This is a genomic window from Marseilla massiliensis (assembly GCF_016899855.1).
GTDB lineage: Bacteria > Bacteroidota > Bacteroidia > Bacteroidales > Bacteroidaceae > Prevotella.
The window spans coordinates 1-17993 of record NZ_JACJJG010000056.1; the positions used below are offsets into that span (position 1 = coordinate 1).

The following is a 17993-nucleotide window of genomic DNA, read 5'->3' on the forward strand; positions in this document are numbered from 1 at the left end:
GCCTCCGTCTCCAAACGCGAGTACGCAAGCGCCTTCTCCAACTCGCGCACGCGCTTGCGCAGGGCCGCGTTCTCATCCCTGTATTCCTCCTTGCTGCGTCTTGCCATGTCGTCGTATTCTTCTTCCGACGGCAAAGATAAGGTTTTCTCACCATATTTTGACTGCCATGACGACAATAACGTCGGATTACACAGGCCATACTTCTTTGCACACTTGCGCTTGCTCATGCCTGACGAGTAATAGTCACGAAGGACGCTCAATTTGAACTCCTCGCTGTACTTTGTTGGATTCTTTCGCATTGTTTTACACATTTTTTATTGTTCATAAATGTGTCAACTTTTGCCAGGACAAGACAGTCTGATATACAGTCGGTTGCGAAGCGCTGATGGGAAGTACGCCACAGGCGTGGCGTAGAGGCATGACAGGTTGCGCCGATGGGTATCTATCGGCACATTAATTATATATAATGACCGTCATAGGGGGTGTAACATGACAATATGTCGTTGTATGTAGCATGCTCGTAACATATTTGTAGCATGACGGAGGAAAAAGCCCTAATTTGTCATAGTATATTTGATATAGGTCAAAAAAGTAAGCTGTTAACGCAAACAGTCTGACATTTCTGTTTGCGGAAAACAAAAATGGTCGTATATTTGCACCGTCGAAAGACAAAAAGAGATAATTAAAAGGATAACGGGCAGAGATTATTCGTGAGAAGTAAATCGACGCCCAAGGTAAAAAGAAAATTTTAAGGATTATGAAAAGATTGTTTTTAACCGTTGTAGCCGTGCTCAGCATGACTATGACATTTGCGGAGAACGAGAAGTTGAACAGTACTGAGAACGCAAGCGCTTACAACATGTCTGTAAACTACGACAAGCTTGCCAACTGCTTAGGTCTGTCAATCGACCAGGCCGAGGCTGTACAGGACATCCACAAGTCATTCTGTGCAGACATGATGAACGCAGCCGCAGCAAATGCTGACGAGCGCAAAGGCATGGTCCAGAAGGCAATCGAGAAAGACCTTAAGTACATGCGTTACGTTCTTACTAACGACCAGTACCGCAAGTATCTTATGTTGCTGAACGCTACGTTCACCAACCGTGGTTTGGAAAAGTAAATTTTATCTTATATCAAGAGGCCGTACACCTGCAATGGTGTACGGCTTTTTTCGTATGCGGCATAATCATTTTTAGGTATTTGCAGAAACCCTATTTTTAGGTATTGCGCCGTAGGTTGATTTGGTCTATCTTTGCAAACGTAAAACAATGAATAACGTAAAGACAGACAAATATGGATAAGACGTGTATAATCTATGGTTCCTCTACGGGAACATGCCAGGCCATCGCAGAGAAGATAGCAGGCAAATTGGGTGTGGGACAGGCAGATGTCTATGACGTGGCAAACATCACGGCCGATACTGTTGGCGCTTACCGCAACCTTCTGTTGGGTACTTCCACATGGGGAGCAGGTGAGCTTCAGGACGACTGGTACGACGGATTGGAGAAACTCAAGGGAGCCGACCTCTCGGGAAAGACGATAGCCCTTTTCGGTTGTGGCGACTGTGAGTCGTACGGAGACACGTTCTGCGCGGCCATGGCAGAGATATACGACGGGCTGAAAGATAGCGGGGCAAAGTTCGTAGGGCAAGTTTCTACAGACGGATATACGTACGACGATTCGGCGGCCGTCATTGACGGAAAGTTCGTAGGGCTTGCTCTTGACGACGTGAACGAGGACGACAAGACCGACGGGCGTATTGACGCTTGGGTTGAGGAAATAAAAAGCTTTCTTTAATTAAAGGTTAACACTTGGGCGATTGGGGGCGGCCAGGAAGCCTGCCGCCCCATGACCCCGCAACCTTGCGGGACATATTCCGCATTACATGTTAATATTAACCACGTAAAAACATTAGCGTATGCAGACCGAGATATTGCCGCCGGACATGAAGGTGCTGATGAACCACATATACGAATACAAGAAAGGAGTGCGCCGTATGGTGCTGTTCACGTTCAACAAGAAGTATGAGGAATATGCCGTAGGGCGTCTCAGGCGCCAGAACATCAGCTACATCATAACGCCGGTTGGCAATGACCGCATGAACCTTTTTTTCGGTAGGCCCGAGTGTCTTGACGCCGTACGCCTGATGTTGACCCGTCCTCTCAACATGCTTTCGCCTGAAGAGGACTTCATTCTCGGCGCAATGCTCGGATATGACATCTGCGCACAATGCGAGAGGTACTGTGAGCGTAAATGCCGTGAGTGCAAACAGGCCCAGTGAGTGGATATGTAATTCATGAATGATGATAAACTTTTTTAAGAATCTTGTTCGCTAAATAAAATTCATAATGTTTTTGTATAACTAATGTATGGCCGGCTGTGAAGTCGGCCATATATTGTTTCCGGGGTGTTTAAAGTGTTACAAATGTGTTTTTGTTGTTGCGTAGATATTTCAAGCTTGCAACATAAACATTAATTAATTTTTTGCTGGTTTTTGTGTCGGAATAATACATGGAAAATTCATTTTTTGAGCAATTGTAAGGCGATAATTTTGCAGTCGAAATCAAAAAAATGAATTATCGACATGAAACAAATTAACAAGACCAAGCACGTTTCCGACCTGCTGCTCATCCTTTGGGCAGGCGGCGCTGCGCTGCTTTCCTATTCGTTGGTTTACGCATTGCGCAAACCTTACACCGCTGCGGCTTTTGAAGGACTTGAGTTCTTCGGTTCAGACTACAAAGTAGCTGTCACGACAATCCAGATTTTAGGATATGTCATATCAAAGTTCTTCGGTATCAAGATTATTTCAGAGTTGAAGCGTGAGAACCGTTTTCGCTTTTTCGTTGCTTCGGCAGTGCTTGCCGAGGTAGCTTTGGTTGGTTTCGGCATGCTTCCGATGCCTTACAACGTCATTGCGATGTTCGTCAACGGTTTGTCGCTTGGATGTATGTGGGGAGTGATTTTCAGCTTTATCGAGGGGCGCAAGGTTACTGACATCCTTGCAAGTCTGCTCGGAGTGAGCATGGTTTTCAGCTCGGGCTTTGCCAAGAGTTTCGGCCTTTTTGCCATGAACGACCTCCATATAGACCAATTCTGGATGCCTGCTGTCATTGGCGGATGTGCGTTGCCCGTGCTGGTGTTCATGGGTTATATGTTGAAACGCCTGCCACGGCCGACAGCCGAGGACATCGCGCTGCGCAACGAGCGTGTAACCCTTGACGGAAAGGGGCGTAAGGCGTTGTTCATAAAGTATGCCCCGATACTCACACTGCTTTTTATCGGCAACTTCATGCTGCTTGTATTGCGCGACATCAAGGAAGACTTCCTTGTCAACATACTTGATATGAGCGGCCAGTCGTCATGGATGTTCGCCCGCGTTGATACTGTCGTGACCCTTGTGATACTCGGAATCTTCGCCCTGTTCATTTTCTTCCGCAGCAACATCAAGGCCATAATGGGCCTCATGGCACTTGTTCTTGCAGGATGTCTGACGCTTACTTACGTATCGTTCAACTATGCAACGCTTGACCTCCAGCCGGTAACATGGTTGTTTATCATAAGCCTTTCGCTGTATATCGCTTATCTTACGTTCCAGACAATCTTCTTTGACCGTTTCATTGCATGCTTCAGAATAAAGGGTAATGTAGGTTTCTTTATCGCCCTGATTGACTTTATCGGTTATATCGGCACCGTGACATTGCTGTTTACCAAGGAGTCGCTTGACATAAAGACGGATTGGTTTGCCTTGTTCAATCACATGGCATGTTTTGTCGGAGCGGCATGCACCGTCCTTTTCTCTGTGGCAGCCGTGCTGATTTACAAGCGTTACATGCATGGCCGGCGCGACCGGCAGAAACAGGAGGAAGCAAACGTTTTCATGAATCTTCAATATAATACAATCTGATTTCTGCAAGATGGAAAAGTTAAGTTACGATATAGTTATAGTGGGAGGAGGCCTGTTAGGTTGTGCTACGGCATACCAGCTGGCAAAGCGTAAGGCAGGTTCGATACTCCTGCTCGACGGTAATGACATAGCGTCGCAGGCCTCGTCGCGCGCCGCCTGCCTATTGACAAGGGCGAGGACAAAGCCCGGACTGATGGAGATAGTGCAGGAAACGTATGACTGCATAGAGGAGATAGAGGCCATGACGGGCGAAGAACTCGGCCTGCAAATGTGCGGAAGCATAACCACGGCGTCGTCAGATGCGTCTCTCAAAGGGCTTGAAGAACTTGAGGCGGCTGCCACACGCTTCGGTATTCCTAACGAGCGTATTGACCATAAGCGGCTGAAGGAGTTGCTGCCGTGGATTGAGGCTGATGCAGTAGGTGCGGCTTCATACATGCCGACTGACGCTTTTATTGATTCAGCCTCGCTTTGTCAGGGATATGCTCATGCTGCCTCGCAGCTCGGAGTGATGCTGAAACCTAACTGTAAGGTTGCAGGAATAACCGCCGAAGGCGACCGTATAACGGGCGTAAGGCTGCAAGACGGTATAGAGATAAGCTCAGCCGTCGTAGTCAACGCCGCCGGAGCGTGGGCTAACCTGCTGATGAGGCCGTTGCATATTGGCTTGCCTTTCACGCCGGTAAGGAGCCATTTCTGGATTACTTCGACGGATGCAGAGCGCTTTCCGGTGAACCATCCTTTCACGGTAATACCCGATGCGCGAGCCTTCACGCGTTCTGACGTTGGCGCGCTGATAATCGGACTGCGTGAGAGCCAGTGCCAGGCGTTCGACCCTTCTACACTAACCGACAAGCTGGAGGATTTCGATTTCAACCAGGCTGCCAAGTGGACTGTGCTCGACGAGTGTGCTCCGTTGCTCAAGGCATATCTTAAAGACATCGACACTCTGCCCATTGCGCACTACATGTCGGGGCCTTCATGCTATGTGCCCGACGCCAAATTCGTAATCGGTGCGCTGCCCCAATACGTCGGACTGTACACCGTTACGGGCTGTTGCGGCGGCGGAGTGGCTTGCGGCGGCGGCATGGGACGCCTTGCTGCGGAGCTTATCACGGGCGAGGAGACTTTTGTTGATGCGGCGCTGTTCGACCCGATGCGCTTCGGGGAGGTAGACCCGTTTGCCCCGGAGTTCCAGAAACGTTGCGCCGACGCACGCTCGAACAAAAAAGGAGGATAATGTTAAAAGGTAAAAGGGTGAAAAAGTAAAAAGGTAAAAAATGGATAGATATATAGTATTTCTTAAGCAAGTACCGCAGTCTACCAAGGTAGACATTGATCCGGTGACGAAGACTCTGAAGCGGGCTTCGGCCATGAGCCGTACCAATCCTGATGACTTGTGCGCCCTGCAGGCAGCACTCGACATGAAGCGGGATACCGGCGCAGAGGTGGTTGCCGTAAGTATGGGCCCTGATAAGGCCGTAGACGTATTGCGTGAGGCGCTGCAACTGGGCGCCGACCGTGCCGTGCTGCTTTCGTCTCCTGCTTTTGCCGGCAGCGATACGTTGTGTACAAGTATGGCTTTGGCCGCTGTTGCCCGCAAGATAGGTTTCGACATGCTGTTCTTTGGACGCATGGCCGTTGACGGCGATACGGCGCAGGTTGGTCCGGAGGTAGCCGCCCAGCTTGGAATACCTCAGCTGACACATATCGTGGAGATAGACAGTGTCGACAAGGATAGCATAACCGTAACCAGGGAAAACGGCGAAACCGTGCAGCGTTTGCGTGTGTCGACACCGTGCGCGCTCATGGCAAGCAAGGAATTTACTGTGGCTCCGCCTACGCTTGCCGGCTGGCGGCGTGCGCAACGCCAGGAGATAACACGCTGGAGCGAGGCCGATATAGACTTGTCGCCCGCTGATGTTGGCCTGAAAGCATCGCCTACGAAGGTCGTTTCCACCTCGGTTATCCGCAATAAGAAGAACACGAGATGGATTGGTAGTTGCGAAGATTTCGTGCAGGCGATGGCCTGCTGTGCCGCAAAATAGCGTTATGTGATAATCGTTCTGTGTCTGCCGGATGTTGCGCCGCGGCCCGACAGTGTATGCATGGGCGCTTTACGGTGATGCAAAGAGCCGTCTTTAGGCGTGCGGAAGACCGTCTTTAGTGTCGCTAAAGGCCGTCTTTGGGAGCCTAAAAAGCCGCCTTTTACATTGTAAGCAAAAGTGCTTTGACGCATTACAGTTCGTTCTGTATATTCTGTTACGGGTGATATTTCATAATGAAATGTGGCTGAAAAGTGATAAATTTTATGCTCGTGCTTTCCGGACAATATGCCGGTGGCACTATGTGGAACGGTTATTCATTTATAAAAAATATTGTAGTTTTTATTTGAAAAGATAAATAAAAGAAATGGACAAGACATATAATTTTGCGTTGCAATTGGATAAAGACCTCTGCACAGGTTGCGGAGTGTGTGCCGAAGGGTGTACTTTCGGGGCGATAACGATGGGCGACTGGCCTGAGGTTGACCCATATGCATGCCGTCTGTGCGGCACGTGTGTAAGCGAATGTCCCGTTGGCGCGTGGAGCATGGCCGACGGACAGGACGTGCACGAGGCGGCCGACGCAAGCGGAATATTCGTTCTTGCCGAGACTGCCCACGGCGGAATAGCGCCCGTAACGTTCGAGCTGCTCGGCAAGGCGGCGGAGCTTTCGGCCAAGTCGGGCCAGCATGTTGAGGCTATATTGGCAGGTTACGGCGTGGCTCCGTTGGCCGATGAACTGATAGCCTATGGCGCCGGGCGTGTTCATCTGCTTGAGTCAGAGGCCCTTTCGTCGTATATCGAGGAGAATCACGCCACGGCCGTTGCCGATGTTGTGCGCAGCCTGCGTCCAGCGATACTGCTTGTCGGCGCCACGGTAAAAGGCCGTGGCTTGTCGGCACGTCTCGCCTCAATGCTGCATACGGGGCTTACGGCCGACTGTACAGACCTTGACATCGATACGGAGACGGGCCTGCTGCGCCAGATACGTCCTGCTTTCGGAGGTAATCTGATGGCCACAATCGTAACTCCTGACCACCGTCCGCAGATGGCTTCGGTACATCCGGGCGTGATGAAGGCGCCTGCGCGTGACGGCAGCAGGAGCGGAGAGACGGTAAGGCATGACATTTCGACAATGAGGCAGGACGAACGCATAAGCCTGCTTGGCGAGACAGTCAAGGCCGTTTGCGGCAATAATCTGGCCGACAGCCGTATTGTAGTGGGCATAGGGCGCGGAGTGAAGAGCCATGAAACCGTTGACGCCATAAGCACTTGGGCTGAAAGCGTGGGCGCTGCGGTGGCCGGTTCACGCGCGGCTGTCGAGTGCGGGCTTGTCGATGCTTCACGGCAGGTAGGCCAGACAGGGCAGACAATCTCGCCCGACTTGTACATTGCCGTGGGAATCAGCGGGCAGATACAGCATACGGCGGCTATTACGGGAGCGAAAAAAATTATAGCGGTAAACCCCGACAGAAACGCGCCAATATTCAGCATGGCCGACTATGGATGGGTGGCAACAGCCGAAGAGGCGCTGCCGGTATTGACTAATATCAGGTTTTAGGGTTATGCGCACATTAGGATACGTTGTTATGGCATTTATGCTGGCTTTAGGCGTCAAGGCCTCGGCCGCGGATACACTGAAAGTGAAGTTCCGTTCACGTGCCCTGCTTGACGCCACGGCGTCAGGATACGGCAAGGAGGATGTACAGGGGTACTACCGCCTTGAGGATTTCCGTGTAGGTTTCAAGGCTACGTACGGACGCTTTGAACTTAAGGCCGACATCGGTCTTGGCGGCGGCAAGGTAGCCGTAAAGGACCTTCTGCTCAATTATCATTTCAAGCATGGCGTATTGTCGTTCGGTAACGGTTACGAACCCTTCTCCATGGATATGCTCATAAGTACCGCCGACATGCGCTTCAACCAGTCTGCCGCGTCATGCCTGGCCTTTACCAACAGCCGCAAGCTCGGTCTAACATATCATTTCCATTCAGACCATTGGTATCTCGCTACGGGAGTATATACCAACAACGACATCAACAAATTAGGCGACGACAAGAAGAATTCGCTCGTTTCCACGTCGCGTGCGGTATGGCGCAACCATGATAAGCGTAGCGGACGGCTCATACATGTCGGCGCGGCATTCTCTTATCGAACCAAGGATGTAAACAAGGAAGCGCCCGTAGGTACGATGACGAGCGCCGGGGTGACATCAATGTTTCCCGCTTCTCTGCTCGAGGCAGAGGTCAGTAACATGGGCAGCGAGGTGAAAGGGCTGGTTGAAGCTCTCTACACGTCGCGTAAAGTGTTGCTGCAGGGCGAGTATTTTATCGACCGTATGAACAGGACCGACGGCCTTAAGGCTTATAAGACGCATGGTGGATACGTGCAGGGAAGCTATCTTGTAAAGGGTGAAGGCTTCGAGTATGACGCCATGTACGGCATTCCGGGACGTCCGTCGTCGCCGAAGGCTGTAGAACTTGTGGCCCGTTTCAACTATACGGATATGAATGACCGTGACAGCGGAATATTAGGTGGAGAGGAGAAGGATGTCTCACTCGGCGTAAACTGGTATCTCAATCAATATCTCGGACTGAAACTTAACGGCAGTTATGTATGGAAAGGCGACCATTGTAACAGCTTCTATGATAAGGATTTCTTCCTTGCGCAGGCACGAATACAATACATTTTTTGATAAAAAGGATTGAAAAACCTCTTCTTCCTGTTTCGTATTTGCTGTTAAATCCGTATATTTGTGCATCGAAAAAAACATGGGCTGGATATGGATAAACTGGAAAAGCTCTACGAACAGTTGAAGAAGCTTCGGGCGGAAGGCGTCAAGATGAAAGACATCGCAACGTCGGCCGACATACCGTCGAGCGTGCTTTCTTCCATATATTCGTCTGTACTTCCGGATTATACGGCTATGCTGGCCGAGGGCATTGCGCCCGACAATGCCCTTGACGACGCCCTTAAGAAGGTTACCAACGTGTCAAGACGCAGGCTGGAGGGATGTGTCGATGATTTGTATGCATATGTGTGCGGGTTGTCTTCGTCGATAGCGAGGCCTCGTGACGGTGAGGGCACGTTGCTCGGTGATATAGGTGCGGCGGCCGGCAGGTATCTTTGTGAGTCGAGAGTTTACGCGGGGCTTTATACAGGTTACAGCTTTTCGTTCCATTCAGGATGCATGAAGGCTGAACCGTACATGATAACGTCGGCGGCAGAGGATGACTCGGCGCAGCATGTATATTGTCGTACAATTGACGGGAAAAGTATTGAAGGTATCGGATTGTTCTCTCCATTCCAGGCAGGATACATGTTGTTCAATGAGCGAAGGAACATGCAGTTTGCCTTAAAGACCGTGTGTCTGCGGTTGCCGGTGATGAGTTTTCCGCATTATATAAAAGGTATATGCCTTAGCCATGATTATAATTGTAATCCCGTGGCGCGGCGTATCATCCTTGTACGCGAAGGCGATGAAATTCCGTTTGAAGATTTTTCGGGACTTGAGGCAAGGCTGATAGACAACGGAAAGCTGGACGGTGACCTGAAGGCTTATTACGACTATACCTGCAAAAAGGGAGACGTTGTGAGAAGCATGATATTTACCTCGCCAGGTAAAGGTGTTGAGGACTTGCTTCGCGAGAAGGAAATCCTTGACAGAACGTGAGAAGGCGAAAGGGTGAAAAAGTGAGAAGGTGAGAAAATGAAGATTTGTGACAAAGTACTTCTACAAGTTTCTCACCTTCTCACTTTTTCACCCTCTCACCTTCAAAAAAATATTTCCGTTATTTCTTGTGTTTACGGATAAAAATCGTTATCTTCGCAAATAAATAAAACGGAAAAGCCATGATAGATTATTTTGCGGCCAATTTGTGGCAACTTTGGGTGCTTGTTACTGTTGTTTGCCTTATTTTAGAGCTTACGTCAGGTGACCTTTTCATCCTTTGTTTTTCAATCGGAGCATTGGTTACAGCTGTGTTGTCTGCTTTCGGTCTCGGCTTTTACGGTCAGTTGGCCGTGTTCGTCGTCGCTTCGGTATTGTCGCTTTTGTTTGTAAGACCATCACTTGTAAGGCGCCTGCATGGGCGAAAGAAGGAACGGTTGAGTAACGCAGACGCGTTGATTGGACGCATCGGACGTGTCAGTGAGGCTATAGAGCAGGGCGGTTATGGCCGTGTAGCCATTGACGGTGACGATTGGAAAGCAGTGTCTTCAGATGGAACGTATGTACCTATGGGGCAGAACGTGCGCGTGGTAGGCCGTGAAAGTATAATAATAACAGTGGAAAAGGCATGAATTTTTAGGTTATGCGATTGTACGGTTATGTGGTGATACGGTAGTGATGGGAAACGCTTTCTCAAGTAAAAAACATAAAGTCTCACAACCGAGCCTTATAACCTTAAAATCGTAAAACCTCAAAACCACATAACCGTAAAACCTTAAAACCGTATAAAATATGAACATCATCGTTTACGTTTTGATTGCGCTTGTAATTTGTGCAATCGTGTTATTGAAGAAAAGTCTTGTCATAATACCACAGTCTGAGACGAAAATTATCGAGCGTCTTGGTAAGTATTATGCGACATTGAAGCCGGGAATAAACATCATAATTCCGTTTATCGACCGTGCAAAAGAGATTGTTGCAATACGGCGTGGCCGCTATGTATATACAGACTCAATCGACTTACGCGAGCAGGTATATGACTTTGACAAGCAGAATGTTATCACCAAGGATAACGTTCAGACCCAGATAAACGCCCTGTTGTACTTTCAGATAGTCGATCCGTTCAAGGCTGTGTATGAAATCAGTAACCTCCCGAATGCCATAGAGAAACTGACGCAGACAACGCTGCGTAACATCATTGGAGAACTTGAGCTTGACCAGACATTGACTTCGCGTGATACTATTAATACGAAATTGCGCGCCGTGTTAGATGATGCTACTAACAAGTGGGGTATTAAGGTAAACCGTGTTGAGCTTCAGGACATAACCCCGCCCGAAAGTGTGCTTCAGGCAATGGAGAAACAGATGCAGGCCGAGCGTAACAAGCGTGCCACCATACTCACAAGTGAAGGTGAGAAAGCCGCTGCCATACTTAAGTCGGAAGGCGAGAAAACAGCAATAATAAACAAGGCTGAGGCTGATAAGCAGATGGCTATACTGAATGCGGAGGGTGAGGCGCAGGCCCGTATACGTAAGGCTGAGGCCGAAGCGATAGCTATTGAGAAGATAACAGAGGCTGTGGGCAAGAGTACCAATCCGGCGAATTACCTCTTGGCCCAGAAGTATATACAAATGCTTGAGGAACTAGCTACGGGTGACAAGACCAAGACTGTTTACCTGCCATACGAAGCCACGAATCTTATGGGCAGTATTGGCGGTATAAAGGAGCTGTTTAAAGGTGAATGACTTTAAGCGGACAAGTGACAAGTCAACAAGCTGACAAGTGGATTTGGCTAAATAAACGAGTAAGCAAGGTATGATTTGTAGGTAACAAATAATAAAAGCAGATCACCTTGTCTACTCGTTGCTTGTCTGCTCGTAAACCAAAAATATATTGTAATGTTGAATATTTGTATTGTTGCGGGAGCGCGCCCTAATTTCATTAAGGTGGCTCCTCTTGTGCGTATTATCATTAAGGCTAAGGCTGAAGGACGCGCCGTTGATTACCATTTGGTATATACCGGTGCAGAAAACGACCCGACGTTAGAGTCGTCTTTGTTCGAGGATTTGGGCATTCCGCACCCTGATGTTTGTCTTGGTGTAGACTGTGTAAACCTCAATGAGCTTACTGGTAGGGTAATGTCGGAGTTTGAGAAGTATCTCGACGCAAACCGGATAGATGTTGTTATCGTTGTTGATGACCTTGCTTCGACGATGGCTGTTGCCATTGTGGCTAAGAAACATGGGTTGACGCTGGCGCATCTTGTTGCCGGCACGAGGTCTTTCGACATCAATATGCCGAAAGAAATCAACCGTCTTGTCATAGACGGGCTTTCCGACTTGCTTTTCACGGCAGGCATTGGAAGCACAAGCACGGCCACTCGTGAAGGGGCGGAGTTGGCCAATGTGTACATGGTTGGCAACATTTTGATGGATACGCTGCGTTTCAACCGCTCACGGCTTGTACGTCCGTCGTTGTTTGATACTTTGCAGTTGAAAGAACACGATTACATCGTTTTCACGCTTAACCGTAAGGCATTGTTGGCTGACCGCGACAATCTTGGGCGTATGCTTACGTCATTATGCCGTGCGGCAGGAGATGTAAAGATAATAGCTCCTTTGCGTAACGGGGCGGAGGAAGTGGTGTTACCGCTTGTAAAGGACTTCGATAATTTTATCATCGTCAAGCCTCTTTCATATCTTGAATTCGGATATCTGACGGCCAATGCTAAAGGAATAGTGACTGACTCGGGCAATGTTGCCGAGGAGGCGACATTCAATGGCGTGCCGTGTATTACCCTAAACAGTTATACCGAGCATATTGAAACCGTGAAATGCGGCTCAAACGTGCTTGTTGGCGAAGATGCAGGAAAGCTGGCCGACGCCGTAAGTGACATGGTTATGGGGCGGTGGAAGCAATGCTCATTGCCCGACCGTTGGGACGGACGCACCGCGGAGCGGATATTGCAGATACTTTTTGATATAAAATAGGTAGAGGGTTAAAGAAGTTAAGGGAGTTAAAAGGGGGTTAAGGGCAAATGCTTTCATTATGTACGGCCATAGAAACAGATTAAGCTATTGTCTTCAATTCCTTTTAATTCCCTTATTTATTTAGCTCTAACAACATTTTCATAAAACCCAAAAACATGGAAAGAAAAATAGCATTGATTACCGGCGCGACGAGCGGAATAGGCGAAGCCTGCGCCAGAAAGTTTGCCGAAGGGGGCTACGACCTTATCCTTACGGGGCGTAATGTTGAGAAGCTGAAAGCTGTGGAGGAGCAGGCAAGGCTGCGCGGTGCGGATGTTTTGCCGTTAGTGTTTGACGTGCGCGACCGCAAGGCGGCAACATCGGCCGTAGAGTCGTTGCAGGGCAAGTGGGCGGTTATCGACGTGTTGATTAACAACGCAGGCCTTGCGCTCGGTCTTGAGAAGGAGTACGAGGGCGACATGGATGATTGGGAGACTATGATTGACACCAATATCAAGGGGTTGCTTACGATGACTCGCCTTATCGTTCCGCGTATGGTGGAGCGTAATAGGGGACATGTAATCAACATAGGGTCGGTAGCCGGTGATGCGGCATACGCCGGAGGCAATGTTTATTGTGCAACTAAAGCTGCCGTGAAGGCCATTACTGACGGCTTGCGCATTGACGTTGCGCACACGGCAGTGCGTGTCACGAACGTCAAGCCAGGATTGGTAGAGACCAATTTCAGCGTAGTTCGTTTCCATGGCGACAACGAACGTGCCGACAATGTGTATAAAGGAATACAGCCTTTGACGGGCGACGACATTGCCGACGTCACTCTTTATGCCGCCAATGCACCCGAACATGTGCAGATAGCCGAGGTTCTCGTGCTGGCCACCCACCAGGCAAACGGCACAGTGATAGACAGGGATGTGAATAGAAAAGAAACTCTATCATAGTATTAATGTCGTGATAATAGCGGCAGAAAATCATGATTTTGTTGAAGATTAAACGGCCATCACCAATTAAGGTGATGGCCGTTTTCTTTGTAAAAACAGTTGTTTGTATGTATCTTATTTGACAAGATATTTTTTATTTCCTATGATATAAATACCTTTACTCAAACCGTTTATGGCGTCGTTGCGTTCCACTTGTGAGCGTATTTTCATACCTGTGATGGTATAAACGTCAACTTTTGTACTGTTGTCAGGCGTGATATTCACAATGCCTGTTGTCATAGTACTTCTATATAAGGCTACGGGCTGTTGGTTGCTATTTGTCCTATAGCATGCGAAGCGGTTTGCGCTTGGGTTGCAATTGATATACCTTTCAGGGTAAGCGTTGTTTTGTATTGATGTATTGTCGCTAATTGTTATGTTCCATTTCTCGTTGTCGGTTGTGGCAGTGGCGTTTCCGTGCAGGGCATTGTCGCTGCTGTTGAGTGCGAGATAAACTTCTTCTACGTTATCATACAACGTGTATGCTCCGTTGCTTCCTCCGAGAATAAATGCACGTGGCTGTCCGTTTCCGTTTACATCGGTGGTTACGGTGTTGCCTGAAAGTGTCACATCTATTGAGCTTCTGTATGTTCTTTCGGTGGCTCCGATAGCTTTAGCGCCGCTTTCATATACTATAAGGTAAGTGTATTCCGGGCTAAGTTGATTTTCTGATGTTACTTTCGTGAATGTCCTGTTGTCTCCTACGGGCGGATCTTCAGGATCTGTCGGAATATCCGGCTTTTCGTAGTTTGCATAGCTGAAAGTTTTGTCGGTGTATTCTCCCCACACGTATTGTTCCAGCCCTGGATAGTCTACATACGGGTTTCGGTTGCCCTGTAATTTATATACGGCTTCGTTGCGGTCAATCTCTTTTTGGCTTACAGGGTCTTCATTTGCCCAGCGAAGTAGCATGTCTTGTGCCCATTCAGTGAATGCCGGATATGCATTATTTGCCAACATGTCACTCTTCCAAGTGGAAACCTTATCTTCATAACACGTTACCATGTAGAAGTAAATGCGTGCAAAGTCACCCTTGTATTCGTCGTTTGGCTCGAACACGGTACCTGTGTAGCCGCTGATAGACGACGGCCCCCATTTACTGAATCCGCCACTTGACTGGTTGCTGGGATTGGAGGTCTCTCCGAAAGGGTTGTTTCCACGACCGCTGTTCACCCATCCGTCGGTCGGGATTACGTGTACAAGGTCGGTATACATAGGATATTCATCGTTAAACCAGCTTTTCGGCATAGAGTGTTCACGGTTATATCCGTCTCCTTCCTTACTTCCTTGATTTCCGTTTTGTCCCACCTGGTCTGTACCCGGTGTATAGCTGGTAGTGTTTGAGTACATATCCCATATTTTACCATCTTTGACATCGGTGGTATAATATGCCTGCCATAGGCCGTTGTAGGTTAATTGCGTGTGATTGTTTATGATTTGCGCGAGTGCTGTTTTCAATTCACGCTCTTTCTTTCCGTCAGCGTTTTTGTAGTACTCCAATCCTTGCGCAAACATCTGTAACGCCAAGATAACCAGCGTGTTGAGCGCAATTATTCTTTTGTGTAAGTTTCTTTCCATAGTCGTTTTTATTCGTTAGTGTAACATATTGATATTCATTGCTTTATAAAAGACCGTGTTTGGGCTTGTAAAAGACGGCCTTTGTGGTGGTAAAAGATGGCTTTTTGGAATGCGAAAGACGGCATATTGGAAAACGGTATATCGTATCCTGTCCGTCAGTATGTCTCAAAGTGCTTTTTGACTGATGGCTTATCGGGCAGTGGCTTTGCCCCGTTTTTGCCATTCGAGAATGCCTCCGTCAAGGTTGATTACCTTAAAACCTATATCAGTCAGTTGTCCTGCGGCGTCAGCGCTGCGCTTCCCGCTACGGCAATATACGGCAACTGTCTTGCCTTTGTCAAGTTCACTGTCAGCACGCTGGATGAAGTCTGCCTGTTTTACGTCGATGTTCTTGATGTTCGGAGAGGCGATATGACCCTCATTGAACTCATCCGCCGTGCGCACGTCCACCAGCTGAACGGTGTCCGTCGAGACGGCTTTCTCGAACTCGTCGGCGTCAACTGTCTTGAAGTCTTGTTGTCCGCAGCTGCATAGGCAACTGCCGAAAAGAGTCATTGCAGATAGTATAAGCTTATTCATAATTTGCATAAATGTTTGTGTCTTGCCTGAATTTATTTATGCAAAGATACGTCTTTTAAGTAAAAGACGGTAAGATGTAACATGTTTTTCGCCATTTTTCACATAGACGAAACACGTATATCACCGTAGTCTGAACCTTGCCACAAGAGGCAGATGGTCGCTGTACCCCTTGCGGTATCGCCACGCGCGGTAGGTGCGCAGGGGCTGCATGCCGCCGTACTTGTCGTCATTTTCGAGCATGAACGGGGCATCGTTAACCCTGCACGACTCCAGTTTATCCTCCATTGCGGCGCTTATCATTATCTGGTCGAGGCTTTTCCAACGACCTTTATATTTATAAGTGCCCTCGGCTCCGTTGCCGCCCGTAGCTTTGGCGGATATGTTGGTCATGCCTTTCGAGCATATTTGCATGATTGCCGGACTGTCAGCGTAGTCGTTGAAGTCGCCCGCAATGATTATTTTCGGCTCTTGGCAAACTGAACGCAAGGAGTCGATGGCCGAGCAAAGGCGGTCGGCCACGAGCTTGCGGTGCGGTCTTGTGTGCCGCTCTCCGCCGTAACGGCTTGGGGCATGTACCACGAATATGTGGAGTGTATCGCCAGTGATTATGCGCCCGGAGACATACAGGATGTCGCGCGTCGGGCGCATTCCGTCGGCTGGTTTTATGCGTAGCGCATGATGGTTTACCGGGGCGAACGAGCCGGGATGGTAGAGTAAGGCTACGTCTATGCCGCGCTCGTCGGGCGAGTCGGTCATGATGTATTCGTAGTTGGCGTTCCTCAGCAACGACCGTTTCGTAAGGTCGTGCATTACAGAGTCGTTCTCCACCTCGCACAGTGCCACCAAGTCAGGCACCTGCCAGTCGCCGTCGGCGTCGCCGCACGATATGATGCTCTTCGCCGTATTGTTCAGTTTTGTCCAATATTTAGTGCGTGTCCAGCGGCGGTCGCCGTCGGGCGTGAACTCGAAGTCCTGCTTCAGACTGTCGTGTCGGTAGTCAAACAGGTTCTCGCAGTTCAGCTCCACGAGCGTGAGGAGCGAGGTAAGGAGAAGCGAAAAGAACATTTGTTAAATGAAAAATGAATAATTAAAAATGAAAAATTGGTTTGCGGATGATTTTGACTTGTGGTGTATTAATTAAATGAATGTCCGTTATTGTCTTGCAGTCGTCAGATACGCATTAATTGACAAGGCAAATGTCTTTAACTCCTTAGCGACCGCAGGGAGCGATAACTACTTTAACTCCTTTAACTACTGATGAATGTGAGCTTTGCGAACATTCATTATTAATTATGAATTTGCCTTCACGTTCGCCCTGATTTTCTCAAGATAGGCCTTCATTCCTTCCTCGTCCTTGCGCTCGATTATGCCGAGCAGGTCTTTAAGCTCTGTCCTGATGTGCTCTACTTGTTCCGAAGTGTGGGGGTTGAAGAGAACCTCCTGCAACAGGTAATCATCTTCGCTGAGCACTCCGCGGGCTATGTTCATGTGGCGTTTGAACGTAGTTCCAGGTGCGTCCTGGTGTTTCATGACCGCTGCGAAGACGAACGTGCTGACGAAAGGAATGCTCAACGAGTAGGCTACTGTCTTGTCGTGCTCCTCGAAAGTGTACTCGTATATGCTCAGTCCGAGTCTTTGGTAAAGGTCCTTGAAGAAGATTCTGCCCATGTAGTCGCCCTCGCTTATCACGATGGCGTTCTCCTGGCTCAGCTGGTTGAGGTTCGCAAAGGTGGGGCCGAACATCGGGTGAGTGGACACGTAGCGGTGTCCGCACTCGGTGTAAAACTCCTTCAGGCCGGTCTTTACCGACGCAATGTCGCTTATAATGCAGTCTTCGGGCAGGTGGGGCATTACCTCCCTGAACGCCGGTATCGTGTATTTTACGGTTACGGCGTTGATAACCAGCTCGGGTTTGAAGTCCTCAATCTCTTCCAACGACGTGAAACGCAGGGTGTTGAAAGTAAACCTCAACCTCTCGGAATTCTTCTCGTACACAGCCGTCTCGTGCTCGAAGCTGAGCAGGTCGAGGAAAAAGCTGCCCATCTTGCCTGCTCCTAAAACTAAAATTCGCATGATATTTTTATGAATTTATAGAATTTAAAGAAGTTATAGAAGTTAGAAGAAGTTATAGCCGTTACCTTTTCAAGGTTAAGCAATACGGCATTCGGCTTTAACTTCTATAACTTCTTTAAATTCTATAAATTCATAAAAATATCATGCGAATTTTAGTTTTAGGAGCAGGCAAGAT

Annotated in this window: 18 protein-coding genes; 13 read left to right on the top strand and 5 right to left on the bottom strand. The window is 48.6% G+C overall.

The genetic code is table 11. The features are described from left to right. The coding region (locus tag H6A34_RS09720; RefSeq protein WP_205102961.1) for a transposase at nt 1-299 on the bottom strand (299 nt) is incomplete at its 3' end. Nucleotides 300-757: 458 nt separating this feature from the next. Here H6A34_RS09720 and H6A34_RS09725 point away from each other — a divergent pair. The 13 genes from H6A34_RS09725 (at nt 758) to H6A34_RS09785 (ending at nt 13549) form a co-directional block, all read left to right on the top strand. Beyond that, nucleotides 758-1120: a hypothetical protein gene (locus H6A34_RS09725; protein ID WP_021949340.1), complete on the top strand. Its 363-nt coding sequence runs from the start codon at nt 758-760 to the stop codon at nt 1118-1120. 173 nt (nt 1121-1293) lie between these two features. After that, nucleotides 1294-1797, top strand: coding sequence for a flavodoxin (locus H6A34_RS09730; RefSeq protein WP_205105230.1), 504 nt, complete (start codon nt 1294-1296; stop codon nt 1795-1797). Between the two features lie 121 nt (nt 1798-1918). Next, the gene (locus tag H6A34_RS09735) at nt 1919-2281 is read left to right on the top strand and encodes a DUF2023 family protein (protein ID WP_205105246.1); all 363 of its coding nucleotides are present in this window, start codon (nt 1919-1921) and stop codon (nt 2279-2281) included. Between the two features lie 303 nt (nt 2282-2584). Next, nucleotides 2585-3907, top strand: a complete 1323-nt coding sequence (locus H6A34_RS09740; protein ID WP_205105248.1) for a DUF5690 family protein — start codon at nt 2585-2587, stop codon at nt 3905-3907. A gap of 10 nt (nt 3908-3917) precedes the next feature. Beyond that, entirely contained in the window at nt 3918-5147 is a 1230-nt protein-coding gene (locus tag H6A34_RS09745) for an NAD(P)/FAD-dependent oxidoreductase (protein WP_205105250.1), read from the top strand. A 40-nt stretch (nt 5148-5187) separates the two neighbouring features. Then, nucleotides 5188-5955 carry an electron transfer flavoprotein subunit beta/FixA family protein gene (locus H6A34_RS09750; RefSeq protein ID WP_205105252.1) on the top strand — a complete coding sequence of 256 codons (768 nt, stop codon included), beginning with the start codon at nt 5188-5190 and terminating at the stop codon, nt 5953-5955. A gap of 364 nt (nt 5956-6319) precedes the next feature. Further along, on the top strand, nt 6320-7513 hold the full coding sequence (locus H6A34_RS09755; protein WP_205105254.1) for an electron transfer flavoprotein subunit alpha/FixB family protein: 1194 nt from the start codon (nt 6320-6322) through the stop codon (nt 7511-7513). Nucleotides 7514-7517: 4 nt separating this feature from the next. Next, nucleotides 7518-8645, top strand: a complete 1128-nt coding sequence (locus H6A34_RS09760) for a porin (protein ID WP_021949332.1) — start codon at nt 7518-7520, stop codon at nt 8643-8645. A gap of 87 nt (nt 8646-8732) precedes the next feature. Next, complete coding sequence (locus tag H6A34_RS09765) at nt 8733-9623, top strand: hypothetical protein (RefSeq protein ID WP_021949331.1); 891 nt, start codon at nt 8733-8735, stop codon at nt 9621-9623. Between the two features lie 179 nt (nt 9624-9802). After that, a complete protein-coding gene (locus H6A34_RS09770) occupies nt 9803-10252 on the top strand; it encodes an NfeD family protein (protein WP_021949330.1) in 450 nt (149 codons plus the stop codon). 160 nt (nt 10253-10412) lie between these two features. After that, nucleotides 10413-11366: an SPFH domain-containing protein gene (locus H6A34_RS09775; RefSeq protein WP_021949329.1), complete on the top strand. Its 954-nt coding sequence runs from the start codon at nt 10413-10415 to the stop codon at nt 11364-11366. Nucleotides 11367-11519: 153 nt separating this feature from the next. After that, nucleotides 11520-12611: a UDP-N-acetyl glucosamine 2-epimerase gene (locus tag H6A34_RS09780; protein WP_205105256.1), complete on the top strand. Its 1092-nt coding sequence runs from the start codon at nt 11520-11522 to the stop codon at nt 12609-12611. A 155-nt stretch (nt 12612-12766) separates the two neighbouring features. Continuing rightward, nucleotides 12767-13549: an SDR family NAD(P)-dependent oxidoreductase gene (locus H6A34_RS09785; protein ID WP_205105268.1), complete on the top strand. Its 783-nt coding sequence runs from the start codon at nt 12767-12769 to the stop codon at nt 13547-13549. Nucleotides 13550-13663: 114 nt separating this feature from the next. On the opposite strand, the gene H6A34_RS09790 is transcribed toward H6A34_RS09785, so the two are convergent. The 4 genes from H6A34_RS09790 to H6A34_RS09805 all read right to left on the bottom strand — a co-directional run bounded on the left by H6A34_RS09790 (nt 13664) and on the right by H6A34_RS09805 (nt 17818). Continuing rightward, nucleotides 13664-15166, bottom strand: coding sequence for an HNH endonuclease signature motif containing protein (locus H6A34_RS09790; protein ID WP_205105275.1), 1503 nt, complete (start codon nt 15164-15166; stop codon nt 13664-13666). Nucleotides 15167-15355: 189 nt separating this feature from the next. After that, nucleotides 15356-15745 (bottom strand): rhodanese-like domain-containing protein, encoded by a 390-nt coding sequence (locus tag H6A34_RS09795; protein WP_205105277.1) that lies wholly within the window; start codon nt 15743-15745, stop codon nt 15356-15358. Nucleotides 15746-15865: 120 nt separating this feature from the next. Beyond that, nucleotides 15866-16810 (bottom strand): endonuclease/exonuclease/phosphatase family protein, encoded by a 945-nt coding sequence (locus H6A34_RS09800; protein WP_205105278.1) that lies wholly within the window; start codon nt 16808-16810, stop codon nt 15866-15868. A 225-nt stretch (nt 16811-17035) separates the two neighbouring features. Beyond that, a complete protein-coding gene (locus H6A34_RS09805) occupies nt 17036-17818 on the bottom strand; it encodes a prephenate dehydrogenase (RefSeq protein ID WP_021949323.1) in 783 nt (260 codons plus the stop codon). Nucleotides 17819-17993: the final 175 nt, after the last annotated feature.

Bases quoted from the DNA above. Each gene is read 5' to 3' on its own strand.
- H6A34_RS09800 (WP_205105278.1), bottom strand. From the start codon at position 16,810: ATGTTCTTTTCGCTTCTCCTTACCTCGCTCCTCACGCTCGTGGAGCTG.
- H6A34_RS09735 (WP_205105246.1), top strand. From the start codon at position 1,919: ATGCAGACCGAGATATTGCCGCCGGACATGAAGGTGCTGATGAACCAC.
- H6A34_RS09760 (WP_021949332.1), top strand. From the start codon at position 7,518: ATGCGCACATTAGGATACGTTGTTATGGCATTTATGCTGGCTTTAGGC.
- H6A34_RS09740 (WP_205105248.1), top strand. From the start codon at position 2,585: ATGAAACAAATTAACAAGACCAAGCACGTTTCCGACCTGCTGCTCATC.
- H6A34_RS09785 (WP_205105268.1), top strand. From the start codon at position 12,767: ATGGAAAGAAAAATAGCATTGATTACCGGCGCGACGAGCGGAATAGGC.
- H6A34_RS09755 (WP_205105254.1), top strand. From the start codon at position 6,320: ATGGACAAGACATATAATTTTGCGTTGCAATTGGATAAAGACCTCTGC.
- H6A34_RS09725 (WP_021949340.1), top strand. From the start codon at position 758: ATGAAAAGATTGTTTTTAACCGTTGTAGCCGTGCTCAGCATGACTATG.
- H6A34_RS09805 (WP_021949323.1), bottom strand. From the start codon at position 17,818: ATGCGAATTTTAGTTTTAGGAGCAGGCAAGATGGGCAGCTTTTTCCTC.
- H6A34_RS09770 (WP_021949330.1), top strand. From the start codon at position 9,803: ATGATAGATTATTTTGCGGCCAATTTGTGGCAACTTTGGGTGCTTGTT.
- H6A34_RS09765 (WP_021949331.1), top strand. From the start codon at position 8,733: ATGGATAAACTGGAAAAGCTCTACGAACAGTTGAAGAAGCTTCGGGCG.
- H6A34_RS09750 (WP_205105252.1), top strand. From the start codon at position 5,188: ATGGATAGATATATAGTATTTCTTAAGCAAGTACCGCAGTCTACCAAG.
- H6A34_RS09790 (WP_205105275.1), bottom strand. From the start codon at position 15,166: ATGGAAAGAAACTTACACAAAAGAATAATTGCGCTCAACACGCTGGTT.
- H6A34_RS09795 (WP_205105277.1), bottom strand. From the start codon at position 15,745: ATGAATAAGCTTATACTATCTGCAATGACTCTTTTCGGCAGTTGCCTA.
- H6A34_RS09730 (WP_205105230.1), top strand. From the start codon at position 1,294: ATGGATAAGACGTGTATAATCTATGGTTCCTCTACGGGAACATGCCAG.
- H6A34_RS09780 (WP_205105256.1), top strand. From the start codon at position 11,520: ATGTTGAATATTTGTATTGTTGCGGGAGCGCGCCCTAATTTCATTAAG.
- H6A34_RS09775 (WP_021949329.1), top strand. From the start codon at position 10,413: ATGAACATCATCGTTTACGTTTTGATTGCGCTTGTAATTTGTGCAATC.
- H6A34_RS09745 (WP_205105250.1), top strand. From the start codon at position 3,918: ATGGAAAAGTTAAGTTACGATATAGTTATAGTGGGAGGAGGCCTGTTA.